Source organism: Campylobacter concisus, assembly GCF_002912425.1.
Taxonomy (GTDB): Bacteria; Campylobacterota; Campylobacteria; order Campylobacterales; family Campylobacteraceae; genus Campylobacter_A; species Campylobacter_A concisus_AH.
The window spans coordinates 1-14578 of record NZ_POYR01000012.1 but is presented as its reverse complement, the minus strand read 5'-3'; the positions used below and the strand labels follow the sequence as shown (position 1 = coordinate 14578).

The window sequence follows — 14578 nt, the reverse complement described above, 5'->3', positions numbered from 1 at the left end:
TTTTATTATGAAGTTTTTAATCAAAAAACTTTTAGTTTTTATATTAGTTTGTCTAATCTATTATTTAATCATAATAGACTGGCTCAATCGATCACTTGTTTAGATTTCAAAGATTGACTAATAGTTTTAACAATTGTAAGTTAAAAGAACTTTCTGTTCTGCGTTCTGCAAAACAGAAAGTGAAGTATATAGAAGTGATGCTTAAAAGTAGATAAAAATCAGGCTATTTTTTAAAAGCCCATAAAGAAATTTTGAAGTCCGACCTTTTCATTAAAAATAATATCTTTTTTATTTGGATCGTACTTAAATTTACTTACTACTTTTTTGCCATCTTCTTTTAAATATCCAGCAGATATAAGTGTTGGCTCGATAAGAGTCATCTCAGGAAAGAGCGTATCAAAAAATTTAGCCAAAGTCTCATCCGCGCTTAGCTCGCCATTAAGTGACAACTTATCAAAGATCGCAAGCTGACTTTCTCCGCTTTTAAAGCCATTGATAGCAACATCTAGTTTTAAATTTATCGCATTATTGCCATTTTTAAAGCTTAATGTATCCACTTTCACACTTGGATTTTTCTCTAAAATTTGACCCATTACTTCGTCCAAATTTAGCCCAGCAAAGATACTCTCATTTGTATCAACATTTACATTACTTAGTCTATCAAGTATATTATTTATAGTTGGCACGTTGATATTTGCTATTTTGCTATCTAAGATAAAATCTGTAAATTTCACTTTATTATCAGCAACTGCACCTATCTTCACCACATCTTTTGAGCTACCAAGATCATTTGAGACTTCAAATTTAGAGCTATACTCAAAATCATCCAAAGCAACATTACTATCTTTTTCATCTAATAATGCTAGTTTTTTGATCTTAACTTTTGCTATGTAAGGGACTAGTTTGTTCTCAAATATCTTTGAAATTTCAACTGGCACAGTGTAGCTTGTATCTATATCGACACCTTCAACATTAGCTTCTACTTTATTTTCTTCATTAAGACCTTTTAAAACAACTTTTTCAACGCCCAAGTTTGCGCTATTTACATTATCTTTTGCGTCCAGTTTCAAGCCAAATTTCACATCCTTTGTATGAACGTTCATAGTTTGCTTGTCACTAAAGTCGATATCGCTAAATTTAACTTTTACATCTTTATCGCCACTCACGCTAGCCTTTGTTTTAGCCGTTGCGACGACGTTTGATCCAAGAAATGAAGCTACGATATTTTTTATCGCTTCATTTTGTATAGAAATTTTTGAGTCGATATCAAAGCCATTTACAAATGCAAGCACTGAGTGAGAAATTTCATTTTCTACCTTAAAATTTAGATCCTCATCTACATCTTTGCCAGCCAAATTTTTCAAAAGATCCTTTGAAACGATAAGATCAAACGATCCTTTTGAGCCAAAAAAGCCTTTTTGATAGCTGTTTTCTGAAACTTTAAAGCCATTTACATCATTTAGTCTATCAACTATCCTTTGATAGTTCTCCTCGACCTTGTTTGAGGCAAAATAAACAGCGCCTGCGACGATCACGATAACTACGATTAGAGCAGATATCACCTTTTTCATGCTTTTCTCCTTTTTGTAATGTGTTGTAAAAATAACCAGATACCTAATAACAAGCCAACCATGGCAAGTGGCATGATATAGCCATGCTCGCCAAGATAATTGCTCACACTCATAAAATAATCCCCTGCTTTATAGCTTGCAAGACCGACGATCACCGCCCAAAGCACTGAAGAGATCAAATTTATAACGCTAAATTTATAAAAAGAGTATTTTGTAAGTCCAAGTGCGATAGGCACCAAAGTTTTGACGCCGTAGATAAATTTTTTGATAAATATTATCTTATCGCCATGCTTTTTTGCCAAAATTCCAGCGTAAGCAAGCTTTCTTTTGTGATTTTTAACATAAGGCATAAGTGAGCTTTTATTAAACCTTGCGACGTAAAAGATCAAAGTATCGCCGATCGTATTTGCAACGGCAGCAACTGCTATGCTAAGAGTTAGGTCCATCTTGCCAGCAAAGCTTAATATCCCAGCGGCGATAAGTGCTACCATGCCACCACCAAGGCTATATAAAAATAGCACTATGTAGCCGTAAGTTGAAATTGAGTTTATAATATCTTGCATCATTGCCCCAAAAGTTTAGAAGCTGAAGATATTAGTTGCTCGTATGCGTAGCCACTTTGTTTTAAAATTTCATCCTTTGCGCTTATCACTGCTCCGCCAAAGCTTGCTCCTGCGAAAAATCCATCATTTGTAGCATACGCGTAGATGTCACTTGAAAATTTAAAATCGCTTATTTTATTATAATTGCGCCCGATATCGCCAAAAGCCACTGAAAGCTTCGTATCAAGCGTGATCTTGGCGTCTTTTATGTCATAGATAATGCTATCTTTAAATATAAATAGCACAAGCGAACTATCTTCATAGCCAAGCTGTATGCCGATGCTGCCGCCACTTATACTAACTGGCAAAATTTCACTTGGCGAATTTAGGTTGCCAACGACCATTATGCCGTCGCCACCCATACCGCCAACTACAAAACCTATTTTTTTCACGCTTGGAAAGATGATCGTCGCTTTTGACTGCTCGATGAGCTCTTTTATAGGGGCGTTTCTAGCACCTCTCATCGTCGTTATAAACGAATTTGCCGAGTCTAGCACGAGCTCCTCGCTAGCAAAGCCAAGCGAGAAAAATATTATTATTGATAAAAGAAATTTCATATCTTGCCGTTATTTCGCAAAATCAACAGCGCGAGTTTCTCTGATGACGCTTACTTTTATCTCACCAGGATACTGCACCTTGCTCTCGATCTCTTGAGCAATCTCTTTTGCCACAAGCACGGCCTCATCGTCGTTTATAAGCTTAGCGTTTGCGATGACGCGGATCTCACGGCCAGCATTGATCGCATAAGCTTGTTTGATGCCCTCTTTGCTTTTTGCGATGTTTTCGATCTCTTCGACACGTTTTAAGAAGCTCTCAAGCACCTCACGTCTAGCTCCTGGACGAGCTGCACTTAGTGCGTCAGCTGCGCAAACAGCAGCACTTTCTATACTTGTCGCCTCTTCGTGACCATGGTGAGCATATATCGCATTGATGACAACTGGATGCTCTTTATAGCGTTTGCAAATTTCAGCTCCAAGATCGACGTGGCTGCCCTCGTACTCGTGAGTTAGCGCTTTGCCGATGTCGTGAAGTATGCCAGCTCTTTTTGCTAGCTTCTCATCTCCACCACACTCAGCTGCGATGATGCCAGCAAGGTGAGCTACTTCGAGGCTGTGGGCAAGGGCGTTTTGACCGTAGCTTGCTCTAAATTTAAGCTTGCCTATTAGTTTTACTATCTCTGGATGAATTTTATTTAGACCAAGGTCCATGACAATATTCTCGCCCTCTTCTTGTATGCTTTGCTCAAATTCTTCAGTTACTTTTTTGTGAAGATCCTCTATCCTCGCAGGCTGAATTCTGCCGTCCTCCACCAAAAGCTCGATCACTCTTGTAGCGATCGCACGTCTGTAAAGGTTAAAGCTGCTTAGTATGATCGCGTGCGGTGTATCGTCGATGATGATATCAACGCCAAGCACCATTTCAAGGGTTTTTATATTACGTCCCTCTTTGCCGATGATCCTACCTTTTAGCTCATCGTTTTTGATATTTACGACATTTATTAGACGCTCAGCCGCAAATTCTCCAGCAAATCTTGACGTAGCCTGCGCCAAGATGTAATTAACCCTCTTTTTAGCCTCTCTTTTTGCCTCTTCTTCGTACTTTCTAACGATATGAGCGATGTCGGCGCGTGACTTCTCTTCGACCTTTTTAAGCACGACCTCTTTTGCCTCTTCCTCCGTTAAGCCAGCAGCGTGTTCAAGCACTCTTATCGCCTCTTCTACTTTGTTTTGATAAGTCGCTTTTAAATTTAAACCCTCTTCGTAAGTGACCTTCGCATCTTGCTTATCTTTTTCAAAAAGCTCTTTACTCTCGTTTAAAAGCTCTTGCTCATTTAGCAAAATTTTCTCTTTTTTGGTCAGCTCATCAAATTTACTTGCATACTCTTTTTGAAGCTTTGTCGTCTTGTCGTCGTATCTTTTTTTAGCCTCAAATTCAGCCTCTTGTACTGAAATTTTAGAGTTTTTAAGCGTTAGCTCAGCTTCATACTCGATAGCTTTTGCCTTTGCTTTTGCCTGCTCTAAAAATATGTTGTAGTTTGCATCATTTATCTTTTTGGCGTAGAGATACCCTGCTCCAACGCCCACCACACCGGCCCCTAAGCCTATTAAAACCTCTATCATTTATTCCTCTTTTTATATAATTTTTACTTGGGGTTATATAAAAGTCTCCCACCGCATCATGCGCCTGCGAGAGCACATCTTTGGTGTAAAAGTCTTTTACCTCTAAGAAAACTATCAGTTTTGGCTTAACGGGCAAAGTGTCAAAAAATCTATCGTAAAATCCTTTTCCGTGCCCTATCCTTGCCATAGCTCCATCAACCCCAATCGCTGGAACTACCGCCATATCGAGTTTAACATTATCCATTTTTTTGCCAGATGGCTGTCTGACATTAAATTTATAAGTTAGAAATGGCAGTCGCAATCTTACCATCTCTAAGCTAAGACCTACCATAAAAGGGGCAAAAATTTCACATTTATGTGATAAATTTCGTCTTATTTTAAGCACATCGACTTCGTAGTTAAGTGGTAAGTAAAAGAGTACCTTTTTAGAATTTGTATAATTTATCAAATTTAAAAGCGTTTTTACCGCCTTATAATGAGTGCCTTTTGCTCTAAATTTGGTGAGCTTTATCAAATTTGCTCTCGCTTTTTTTCTAAATTCGTTTTTTTCTAAATTAACGCTCATTTTATGCTCTTTCTTGTATAATCCTGAAACATTTTTCAAAAGGAAATTTATGACACTAAAACGCGCAATTATAACATCACTTTGTCTTTTTGCATTTTTCGGATGCGGCGACAACAAAAGCCAAAAGAGCGAGCAAAACACTAGCGAGCCAGCTGTGCAAAGTAAAAATTTAGAAGAAAATGCCAGCAAAGATGAAAATTTAAGCAAAGATACGCTCACACCAAAGATAAGCGAGAACGCACAAAGTGACGAAGTAAAAGATATAAGCCTAAAACTGCTTAACGGCACAACTATGCAGATCACAAAAAGAAGCAACGGCTTTGACGTAAAAGATGGCAAAAAAGCGACACTTTACGTATTTTTCGCCACATGGTGCCCACCTTGCAAGGCTGAGATCCCATCTTTAAACAACCTAAGTGAGAAATTTAAAAACGAGCTAAACATCGTTGCTGTCTTGCTTGAAGACAAGAGCGAGGACGAGGTTAAAGAATTTGCTCAAAAATATAAGATCAAATACGACATCGCAGTTGGCGAGGGAAATTTCTTATTTGAAAAGGCGATGGGCGGCATCAAAGGGCTCCCAGCATCTGCACTCTTTAAAGCAAATGGCGACTACGCTCAAGGCTACATAGGTCTTGTGCCTGAAGAGATGCTTGAAACTGACATAAATAGGGCTATAAAATAATGCTTGAGTTTTTAAAAAGAGGTTTTGAAAAGACCTTTGGAGCGATCAGCTCGGCTAAAAAGTCAAACAAAATCGACAAAGAGAGCTTGGAGGAAATTTTACTAGAGGCTGACGTCGCCTACGAGATCGTGGAGGAGATTTTATACTACTTGCCGCCACAAGATGAAGTGAGTAGAGCTGATCTAAGACGCGTTATGAGTAGCTACTTTATCTACGAAAATGAGCGCGTGATAGAGCCTGACAAGCCATTTGTCGATCTCATCCTTGGCGTAAATGGTGCTGGCAAGACGACAACCATAGCAAAGCTAGCAAATTTATATAAAAATAACGGCAAAAGCGTCATTTTGGGCGCTTGTGATACATTTAGAGCTGGAGCGATCGAGCAGCTGCGCCAGTGGTCACTTAGACTAAATGTGCCGATAGTCGCCACCCAGCAAGGGCATGATCCTTCAGCAGTTGCTTACGACACGATCAGCTCGGCCCTTGCAAAAGGTATCGACCGCGTCATCTTAGACACGGCTGGCAGGCTTCAAAACCAGACAAATTTAGCAAACGAGCTCGATAAGATCGTTCGTATCAGTAAAAAAGCCTACGAAAAGGCGCCTCACCGCAAGATCCTCATACTTGATGGCACGCAGGGCAACGCTGGCGTCGCGCAGGCAAAGGCATTTAACGATATCGTCTCGCTTGATGGCGTCATCATCACAAAGCTTGACGGCACTGCAAAGGGCGGAGCGCTATTTGGCGTGGCAAGGGAGCTTGAGCTACCTATATTTTATATAGGCGTTGGCGAAAGTATGGACGATATCATCAAATTTAACCCAGACGAGTTTTTAGACGAGCTGATGGACGCCATTTTTGAGTAGGGTAAAATTTCTTAGTAAAATTTGCTTTTTCGCTGCTCTTTTGGCGATTGATATTCTTGCTTTTATTCCAAAAAGTCCTGCGATCATCGAAAATTCGTGGGACAAAGCAAACCATTTTTTAGCTTTTTTCGTCCTTTATATCCTGCTCTACCTTGGCTATGAGTTTAAAATTTTAAAAAATTTAGCCCTACTTTTAGCCTTTGGCGTGCAAACAGAGCTCGTTCAGGCATTTTTACCAGACAGAAGCTTTAGCCTGCTTGACATCGTAGCAGACATGATCGGAGCGGTCTTTGGAGTGATAGTAGTTGAAATTTTAAAAAGGATATATTATGGCAAAAGCAAAGCCAGTTTTTGAGTGTCAAGCGTGTGGTAATCAACAGGCAAAGTGGCTGGGCAAATGCCCACAATGTGGAGCTTGGGATAGCTTTGTCGAGCTTAGCCAGCAAGAGATAAAGATAAGTAAAGAGATAGCAAAAAGCAGTGGCACACCTAGCAAAGCCATAAGCATCGACGAAGTCGAAATTCAAAATTTCACGAGATTTAGCACCAAAGATAGCGAGCTAGACCTTGTTCTTGGTGGTGGCGTGGTCGAGGGTTCACTTGTGCTTATAGGCGGTAGCCCGGGCATTGGCAAATCAACCCTGCTTCTAAAAATCGGCTCAAATTTGGCAAAAGACGGCAAAAAAACGCTCTATGTAAGCGGCGAAGAGAGCCAAAGCCAGATAAAAATGAGAGCTGATAGGCTAAATGCGGTGGATAAAAATTTATATCTGCTAACTGAAATTTGCCTAGAAGATATCATGCTAGAGGTGCAAAAGAGCGACTACAAGGTGCTAGTCATTGACTCCATACAAACACTTTATAGCCAAAATATTACCTCCGCGCCAGGCTCGATCACGCAGGTTCGCGAGATCACATTTGAGCTAATGAGGCTTGCTAAGAGCCAAAATATCTGCGTTTTTATCATCGGTCACATAACCAAAGAAGGCTCGATCGCAGGGCCTAGAGTGCTTGAACACATGGTCGATGTGGTGCTTTATTTCGAGGGCGACGCGAGCAGAGAGCTGAGAATTTTGCGCGGGTTTAAAAACCGCTTTGGCTCGACGAGCGAGGTTGGTATATTTGAGATGAGCCAGCGCGGACTGGTGAGCGCAAATGAGGTCTCAAGCAAATTTTTCACACGTGGCGGGGCGATGAGTGGCAGTGCGATCACCATCATAATGGAAGGCTCAAGGGCGCTTAGCATCGAAATTCAGGCACTTGTTTGCGAAAGCGCTTATCCAAAGCGAAGCTCGACTGGCTTTGAGAGAAACCGCCTAGATATGCTGCTCGCACTTCTTGAGCGAAAGCTTGAAATTCCACTTGGGCACTACGACGTATTCATAAACGTTTCAGGTGGCGTTAAGATAAGCGAGACTGCGGCCGATCTAGCCGTCATTGCAGCGATCATCAGCAGCTTCAAAAACCGCCCCATCAGCAAGGACAGCGTCTTCATCGGCGAGCTAAGTCTAAACGGCGAGATAAGAGAAATTTTCAATCTCGATCAGCGCCTAAAAGAGGCAAAAACGCAGAAATTTAAAAATGCGATCATCCCAAATAAACCGCTTGACACGCAAGGTCTAAAGTGCTTTTACGCCAAAGATATCACGCAAGTGCTTGAGTGGATGTAGGGATAGTTTCGGTATGCTTTTTGCGCAAAATGACAGTGATCTACAAAGCCATAAAGAGATAATTTATGCTTTTGTGTCAAAAGATAAAAGATTTTTTAGTGAATATCAAAAAGAACTCACGAGAAATTTACCACTTTATCCCGGCTTAGAGCTATTGCTTATCGATTTTTGCAGTCACTTAGAATAAAACTATTGTCAGCTCAAAGAGATGTTTTTGAGCTTATGGCTTTATTTGATTTAGTGTATTTATTGTGCTATTTTTTAATGCAATCTCATCAATTTCACCAGCATTTCTTAGTTCTTTAATTGGGCAATATTCTTCCACATCATAAAATAAACTTTGCATAACGTCATAATAATTATTAAAAAAACCGTCATCTTTATGCAATAACTTAAAGAATTGAGTTTGATAAGTGCTTGCATCTATTTTATCTTTGGCAAAATCTTTCATTAAAGTCAAAAAATTATTATAAATCACAAAACTACTCCTATTTATTGCATCTAATAACATCATTATACCGACCAATAAAAATCATTTTAATACCCTAAAATAAAAACCAAACCATATAATGTGGCTACTTGATATATGATAAAATTTATATTTAGCAATACTTAACAATTATTACCTTTACGATCTCACAAGCCTCTACTTTTTCTCAATATAATATATTGTATATTTAAATTTACTCATCAACCACTTCTATCCCACTTGGACAAATTTTAGCAAGTGGATTGTTATATTCTTGCTTGCATTTTTCGCACTTTATGACGCCTAGTTCTGCACTAGCCTGCTCTGCGTTGTAGCAATGCGGACAAACTACGTAGCCATCTACTTGTGTATCTACTCCTATAGCTTTGATACTTGGATCTTGATAGTCGTTAAAGATTTTTCTAAATTCGCTTTTGCAAATTTTAAAATCAATAAAACCAGCAAACTCAACTACATAATTTCTGAACGCAAAACAATATCTCTTCTCTTTTTCTCTAAAATTTAGATCATCTTCAAAAATTTCTTGCAAATCAGACCAAAAATTTTCATAATTAATATTCTCTGGAGCAATGCTTAGGACATCATTTATCCTAACAACATTCCATCTATTTGGGATACTGCCATCAATAATATCAAAAAGCTCAGCATTAAATCCGCAAATACCATCAAAATCATCCTTGTTATACACGATGATAAGTTTTACCTTGCCTTCATACATCTCCATCAGCAAGACATCATAAATAGTATCCTTTTCAAGCCGATCAAATGCGTTTAGCTCACGAAGCTCAAGCGATGAAATATCAACGGTTGTTTTTAGTTTTACTTTCAAATTTATCCTTTAGATTATGTCGTCTCTATAAATTTAATAGCTCTTTTAAGTACAAAATTTAGCCTATCAACGCTTGTCATCGCTTCAAATTTGCCGTCATCTAGCTTCATATAACACCAGCTTTGACCGCTATTTTTTAAATACTCATATCTTGTTTTATTGTCAATATTTATGTTTATTTTAACTAGCTGATGTTCAAAATTTAGTTTAAAGTCAGATATCTTGCCTAGTGTTTGAAAGCCATTTATAGCCTTTAACTTTAATTCTATGCCATTTTTAAGTCTGTTTTGCACAACTTCTTTATCAATCTCTCTTTTTCTTTGCATAAAATTTTCTATAGCAGAGGGTTTTATATCTACTAAATCAAAATAATAACTATCAAAGCTAGACGCCATTTCTTCGTATGCAACGATAGTTGCGCGGCTACTTTCTGAAAGTCTCCAAGAAGTCGGCACAAAGTTATCTAAAATTTCAAAATATTGAGAGTCATAAAAAAATGGATACCACCTATTGTTATCATAAATAAGAAAGCTAACTTTTGCCTCTTCAAAACGCAAAGCATAAACTATATATTTTTTATAAAGTCTAAAACCCCACTGTTCGTCATCAACTTTTATGCATCTAACTATCACTTAAGCTCCTCCATTAACTTTCAAATTTGTATTTAGTAGCTCAAGCATACGAAATTTAAATCATTTTTTATCTATATTATGCTTTAAAATTTTAAAACAGATAAATTTCACACGATCATCACTGCAGCTACGGCAAATCCGCCGTCGTGAGTTATACTAAGGCTTGCTTCTTTGATATTAAAGCTTGTATAAATTCTTGGGCTAAATTTTATCTTTGGTGCGTTTCTTGCGTCTTTGCTGAGCACAATGTCCAAAAAACCACACTCCTTGCTGATGCCCACACCAAGGGCTTTGCTAGCTGCTTCTTTGGCCGCCCAAAATCCAGCCAAAGTCGCATCATTTTTTGCTAGCGCGATCTCATTATCACTTAAAAATCTCTTTAAAAAAAGCTCGCCGTGACGAGCCTTAAGTCTTGAAATCCTATCTATCTTAACGATATCGATGCCTATCATTGCACCACGAAATCAGTAAAAAATATGTTTTTGATGTAGCCATCATTTAGCACTTCATTTAGCTTGCCTACGATCTCGTCTTTTAGCCTATCTTTGCCCTTTGCAGTGCTTACTTCTTCGTAAGTTTTAGATGAGAGTGTTCTTATGATGATATCTCTTAAAAGTGCCTTTTTCTTATCAAGCTCGGCAGTTAGTAGCTCGTCGCTTTGCTCTAAATCAATCTTCGTTTTAAGAAATCTCGAGCCATTTTCACTAAGTAAATTTACGACAAACTGATCAAGCGGATATATCGGTCCCATGTTCGAATAGTCGTTGCCACCGCGTTTTGCTTTGTTTTGAGCGGGTGCTGGTTGAGTTTGAGTCTGAGCTGGTGTTTGCGCCATATTTGCCTCTTTTGGCTCGTCAGAACTAAGCATCAAAAACGCCACTAGCCCTCCGATAACTAGCAATAAAACAAATATCGCGATGATGATTATCATCAAAGCGCCATTGCCACCTTTTTTTGCTTTTTTCTCTTCAACTTCTTCAGCCATCTTTCCTCCTTTAAGTTTTGGCTATAATTATACAAAAAATTCACAAAAATGAGAAAAGATGATACATAAAACCAACGCCGCCAGGCTTTTAGACAAGCTAAAAATAGAGTATGAGATACTTGAGTACGAAGTCGATCTAAACGATCTTTCAGCCGTTCACGTAGCAGCTAGCACCAAACAAGACATAAAGCAAATTTATAAGACAATCGTCTGCCAGTGCGAGCCTAAAAATTTTGTCGTTGCTTGCTTGCAAGGCGATCTGGAGCTTGATCTAAAAGCACTTGCTCATGCGTGCGGTGCCAAACGCTGCGAGCTTATAAATTTAAAAGACTTAGAGAAGATCACCGGCTACATCAGAGGCGGCTGCTCGCCACTTGCTATGAAAAAGCACTTTGCCACATTTATCGACGAGCGAGCAAAAGAGCAAGAGTACGTGCTAGTAAGCGCTGGAGTAAGAGGCAAGCAGATAAAGATAGCTCCAAATGACCTTTTGAAAGCTTGCGAAGCGGATTACGCTGATATCGCTAGGCTAGCTCTTTAAAAACTCTATAAATTTAAACTTCTCGCCTAAAAACTCGGGCGAGAGTAGAAATTTAGCCTGTTTTGCGGCGTTTTCGTAGGCTTGCTTGCTGCCTTTTTCAAGCACCAAAGATAAAATTTCATCCACACCAAAGTCGCAAACTAAAGCATCATTTTGTTTTTTTAATTTAAGCATCAAAAAGCCAGCCTCGCAAAAAGCCTCTTTTACCTGCTTAAAGCAAAGGCTATAAGTTAGATCAGAGCTTTTAAAATATGGCTCGAGGTTTGAAATTTCAAACAAAGAAAAAACTTGATGATCTTTAAAAACTCTTAGGCTAAATTCATTTTTCGGCTCAAATTCGCCGTAGTCAAAGCTTAAAAATCTCACCTTTTTTGCCGCATTTGCAAGCTGGAGCGCAAATTTGGCGTAGCTAGTTGATATCTCGCCCTTTTTTATGTCAAATTTCTTTGCAAGGGCTAGTAAATTTTGATCCGCTTTTTGCCAGTAAAATTTTAGATCGCTATCCACAAAAAGCATATTATCTGCGTCTATCACTTCGCAGCTAAATGCGTCAAGTAGCTCATTTGAGATGACAAAAATTTCATCAAACGAGCACTCGTCTAAATTTTCATAGTGCCCTACTCTAACCTCGTCACCAAAGCGTTTTTTAAAGGTTTCAAGCTGTTTTTTACGTAAAATTTCATGAGGTTCGATGATGATAAACTCTAAATTTGACAAAATTTCTGGCTCAAGCGTAAAGATGCCCTGCGCAAAATCAGCCAGCATATCGCCCGAGTTTGCGCCGATCTCCACGACCTTGCAAGAGCTAGAAATTTTGCCATTTTTAAGTAGCTTTAAAAAGTAGTTTGCAAGGCAAGCGCCAAAGAGATATCCAACGCTTACATTTGTATAAAAATCACCCTTTTTGCCGATATCCACGCCAAATTTATAGTAGTTTTCATTGACCCAGATATCAAAAAACTCGCTAAATTTCATAGATCAGGCAGCTTCCAGCCTCTATAAAATGCAAACATCCTGACCGTTATGCCAGCAGCTAGCAAGAGCATGGTAAAAAATATGTTGCTAAGGCCTAGATGATAGAGGATAAAGTAAGCAAGTCCCACGCCAAGGCTTATCGTGCCGTAAAGTCCTGTGCGCAAAAACCATGGGACTTCATTTAGCAAGATATCTCTTAAGATACCGCCACCAACGCCGTTAAAAAAGGCGATCATCATGACGCCAAAGATGTTGTAGCTATACTCGATGGCAACCATCGCTCCAACAATAGAAAAGCAGATAACGTCGATCGCATCGGCAAAGATAAAGACAAATTTCTTTTCCAAACCATCTCTTTTTATATGCAAATTTGTGATCCTAGATACGACAAGCATAAAGATGACGACGCTTACTGGCATGTAGTGAGTAAATGAATAAACTGCCCTGCCAACGAGCATATCACGCACGATACCGCCTCCAAGTGCGGTCAAAAATGCAGACAAAAAGACGCCAAGCCAGTCACACTCTCTTTTTACTGCAAATAAAAAGCCACTAAGCGCAGCTGATGCGATACCGACGTACTCCACAAAAAGTATTAAGCTCATATTTTTTCCTTAAAAATGGGCATTTTATAATGAAATCTCATAAAATTTCATTAATAAATTTTTAAATAATAGTTTATTTTAGGCTATAATAACAAAAATTTTAAATAAGGAAATTTGATGAAAAAAATTCTAACTTTGCTCTTCTTGATCGGCTCATTTTTTGTGTTAAATTTAAACGCTGACGTGATCCAAAATCAAAAATTAAAAAATGCGATAAACATTTTAAACGCTTTTGGCACTAGAAATTTAAAACCAAATACCAAATTTACAGGCATCAAAGCCATCGCTATCATCCCAGACGTAACAAAAGCAGGTGCGATCATCACTGGCTCAAAAGGCAAAGGCGTATTTATCGCTAAAAACGACGATGGCGAGTGGTCAAGCCCATTTTTTGTAAATTACACATCTGGCAGCATCGGACTTCAGCTAGGATATAGCTCGGCTGATATGATCATCTTGTTTAAAAACTCTGAAGCCTACGCAAGCTTATTTAACGCAAAAGATACGATCAGCCTAAAAGCAGAAGCCACTGGCGGCGTTGGCAACGAAGTGGCGATAGCTAGTGATTTGCCTGAAATTTCAGCATTTGTTGAGGAGCGTGGCAAGACTAGTGGAGCTTTTGTTGGCGTTAGCTTAGACGTGGCAAGACTTAAGATAAACGCACAAGATACAAACGACTACTACGATAGAATGTATGAATTTGAAGATATCTACAACAACAGCCCAAAAGCTAGCAAATATACAATCAAATTTAAAGAGATAATCTCAAAATACTTCTTATAATAGCCTCATATCTTGACTCTTTTAGAAGAGTCAAGCTCTTTTTTTACATTTTAAAGATTTTAGAAATTTAGTTTATAAATTTAGCAAGATTATGGCTTAGCCTTTTGCTAAACCATAAATAGTGATACAAAGCGTTTTTTAGGGATCGGAGAAAATTGAGTCATATATTCAAACGCCTCTTCGTAGTCGCCGTCAGTGTATTGCGCGACTTGCTCGATAAGCTCGTAAAGCTCTTCGTCATCCATCGAGTCAAAGCTGCCTCTATTTTCCAAAACCTCTAACAAAACGGCGTCTAATTCTAGCTCGTCGTAAGTCATTTCGTTCCTTAATTCTGATTTAAAAAATGCGACACTATACCAAAAGAAGCTTATAAAATACTTTACTTAGAATTTGTAATAAATTTTATGCATTTTTTAGTAGAAAAGTTGTAAAATCTTTACATTCATTATCAATTTGATAGGGATTTTGTGGAAGACTTTGAACTATTTTACAAGCATTTTAACGAGTTTTTAAAAGCTTTTGATCAAAAAGGCTCTGAGATAAAAGAGCAAATTTTGCGTGTGCTTTTTGCTAGCAAGTCGCATCTAAGTGCTCAAGAAATTTGCCAAAAAATTTATGAAATTTACAAAAATGAAATTTCAATGACTTCTATATATACC

Annotated in this window: 19 protein-coding genes and 1 pseudogene; 7 read left to right on the top strand and 13 right to left on the bottom strand. The window is 38.4% G+C overall.

Going from position 1 to position 14578, the window contains the following annotated elements:
• Positions 1-230: 230 nt before the first annotated feature.
• The 5 genes from CYP84_RS00920 to CYP84_RS00900 are packed head-to-tail and all read right to left on the bottom strand — an operon-like array spanning position 231 to position 4858.
• Positions 231-1571 (bottom strand): DUF945 family protein, encoded by a 1341-nt coding sequence (locus CYP84_RS00920; protein WP_103636368.1) that lies wholly within the window; start codon positions 1569-1571, stop codon positions 231-233.
• A complete protein-coding gene (locus CYP84_RS00915) occupies positions 1568-2134 on the bottom strand; it encodes a DedA family protein (RefSeq protein ID WP_103636367.1) in 567 nt (188 codons plus the stop codon). Before CYP84_RS00915 ends, CYP84_RS00920 begins: the two co-directional genes overlap by 4 nt.
• A complete protein-coding gene (locus tag CYP84_RS00910; protein WP_103636366.1) occupies positions 2134-2730 on the bottom strand; it encodes a lipid-binding SYLF domain-containing protein in 597 nt (198 codons plus the stop codon). The genes CYP84_RS00915 and CYP84_RS00910 overlap by 1 nt, the downstream gene beginning before the upstream one ends.
• A 9-nt stretch (positions 2731-2739) precedes the next feature.
• Complete coding sequence (gene rny / locus CYP84_RS00905) at positions 2740-4293, bottom strand: ribonuclease Y (protein WP_034901872.1); 1554 nt, start codon at positions 4291-4293, stop codon at positions 2740-2742.
• Positions 4214-4858: a 5-formyltetrahydrofolate cyclo-ligase gene (locus CYP84_RS00900; RefSeq protein ID WP_103636365.1), complete on the bottom strand. Its 645-nt coding sequence runs from the start codon at positions 4856-4858 to the stop codon at positions 4214-4216. The genes rny and CYP84_RS00900 overlap by 80 nt, the downstream gene beginning before the upstream one ends.
• Before the next feature lie 49 nt (positions 4859-4907).
• Between CYP84_RS00900 and CYP84_RS00895 the strand changes: the two genes are divergently transcribed.
• From CYP84_RS00895 to radA, 4 genes are read left to right on the top strand one after another with little or no spacing between them, the layout of a single operon-like run.
• Positions 4908-5543: a TlpA family protein disulfide reductase gene (locus CYP84_RS00895; RefSeq protein ID WP_103636364.1), complete on the top strand. Its 636-nt coding sequence runs from the start codon at positions 4908-4910 to the stop codon at positions 5541-5543.
• Positions 5543-6409: a signal recognition particle-docking protein FtsY gene (gene ftsY, locus CYP84_RS00890; protein ID WP_103636363.1), complete on the top strand. Its 867-nt coding sequence runs from the start codon at positions 5543-5545 to the stop codon at positions 6407-6409. The genes CYP84_RS00895 and ftsY overlap by 1 nt, the downstream gene beginning before the upstream one ends.
• A complete protein-coding gene (locus tag CYP84_RS00885; protein ID WP_103636362.1) occupies positions 6402-6764 on the top strand; it encodes a VanZ family protein in 363 nt (120 codons plus the stop codon). The genes ftsY and CYP84_RS00885 overlap by 8 nt, the downstream gene beginning before the upstream one ends.
• Positions 6739-8079 carry a DNA repair protein RadA gene (gene radA, locus CYP84_RS00880; RefSeq protein ID WP_103636361.1) on the top strand — a complete coding sequence of 447 codons (1341 nt, stop codon included), beginning with the start codon at positions 6739-6741 and terminating at the stop codon, positions 8077-8079. Before CYP84_RS00885 ends, radA begins: the two co-directional genes overlap by 26 nt.
• Positions 8080-8299: 220 nt before the next feature.
• Here the strand turns inward: radA and CYP84_RS00875 are convergent, their stop codons facing one another.
• From CYP84_RS00875 to fliL, 5 genes are all read right to left on the bottom strand, one after another.
• Complete coding sequence (locus tag CYP84_RS00875) at positions 8300-8590, bottom strand: colicin immunity domain-containing protein (protein WP_180996347.1); 291 nt, start codon at positions 8588-8590, stop codon at positions 8300-8302.
• A gap of 172 nt (positions 8591-8762) precedes the next feature.
• Entirely contained in the window at positions 8763-9398 is a 636-nt protein-coding gene (locus CYP84_RS00870) for a 2-hydroxyglutaryl-CoA dehydratase (RefSeq protein ID WP_103636359.1), read from the bottom strand.
• A 14-nt stretch (positions 9399-9412) separates the two neighbouring features.
• Complete coding sequence (locus CYP84_RS00865; RefSeq protein ID WP_103636358.1) at positions 9413-10030, bottom strand: hypothetical protein; 618 nt, start codon at positions 10028-10030, stop codon at positions 9413-9415.
• Between the two features lie 107 nt (positions 10031-10137).
• Positions 10138-10482 carry a holo-ACP synthase gene (gene acpS / locus CYP84_RS00860; RefSeq protein ID WP_103636357.1) on the bottom strand — a complete coding sequence of 115 codons (345 nt, stop codon included), beginning with the start codon at positions 10480-10482 and terminating at the stop codon, positions 10138-10140.
• Positions 10479-11015, bottom strand: a complete 537-nt coding sequence (gene fliL / locus CYP84_RS00855) for a flagellar basal body-associated protein FliL (protein ID WP_002942267.1) — start codon at positions 11013-11015, stop codon at positions 10479-10481. Before fliL ends, acpS begins: the two co-directional genes overlap by 4 nt.
• 58 nt (positions 11016-11073) lie before the next feature.
• On the opposite strand from fliL, the gene ybaK reads away from it, so the two are divergent.
• On the top strand, positions 11074-11556 hold the full coding sequence (gene ybaK, locus CYP84_RS00850) for a Cys-tRNA(Pro) deacylase (RefSeq protein WP_021090136.1): 483 nt from the start codon (positions 11074-11076) through the stop codon (positions 11554-11556).
• Here ybaK and CYP84_RS00845 read toward each other — a convergent pair.
• Together CYP84_RS00845 and CYP84_RS00840 are read right to left on the bottom strand one after the other, a co-directional pair.
• Entirely contained in the window at positions 11545-12531 is a 987-nt protein-coding gene (locus tag CYP84_RS00845; protein ID WP_103636356.1) for an SAM-dependent methyltransferase, read from the bottom strand. The genes ybaK and CYP84_RS00845 overlap by 12 nt on opposite strands.
• Complete coding sequence (locus CYP84_RS00840) at positions 12528-13136, bottom strand: trimeric intracellular cation channel family protein (protein WP_002942237.1); 609 nt, start codon at positions 13134-13136, stop codon at positions 12528-12530. The genes CYP84_RS00845 and CYP84_RS00840 overlap by 4 nt, the downstream gene beginning before the upstream one ends.
• 117 nt (positions 13137-13253) lie before the next feature.
• Here CYP84_RS00840 and CYP84_RS00835 point away from each other — a divergent pair, with 117 nt between their 5' ends.
• The gene (locus CYP84_RS00835) at positions 13254-13919 is read left to right on the top strand and encodes a lipid-binding SYLF domain-containing protein (RefSeq protein WP_103606470.1); all 666 of its coding nucleotides are present in this window, start codon (positions 13254-13256) and stop codon (positions 13917-13919) included.
• Positions 13920-14026: 107 nt separating this feature from the next.
• Here the strand turns inward: CYP84_RS00835 and CYP84_RS00830 are convergent, their stop codons facing one another.
• Entirely contained in the window at positions 14027-14236 is a 210-nt protein-coding gene (locus tag CYP84_RS00830) for a hypothetical protein (protein ID WP_002942234.1), read from the bottom strand.
• Positions 14237-14386: 150 nt separating this feature from the next.
• Here CYP84_RS00830 and CYP84_RS00825 point away from each other — a divergent pair.
• Positions 14387-14578: pseudogene (locus CYP84_RS00825) on the top strand (Fur family transcriptional regulator); the annotation flags it as partial.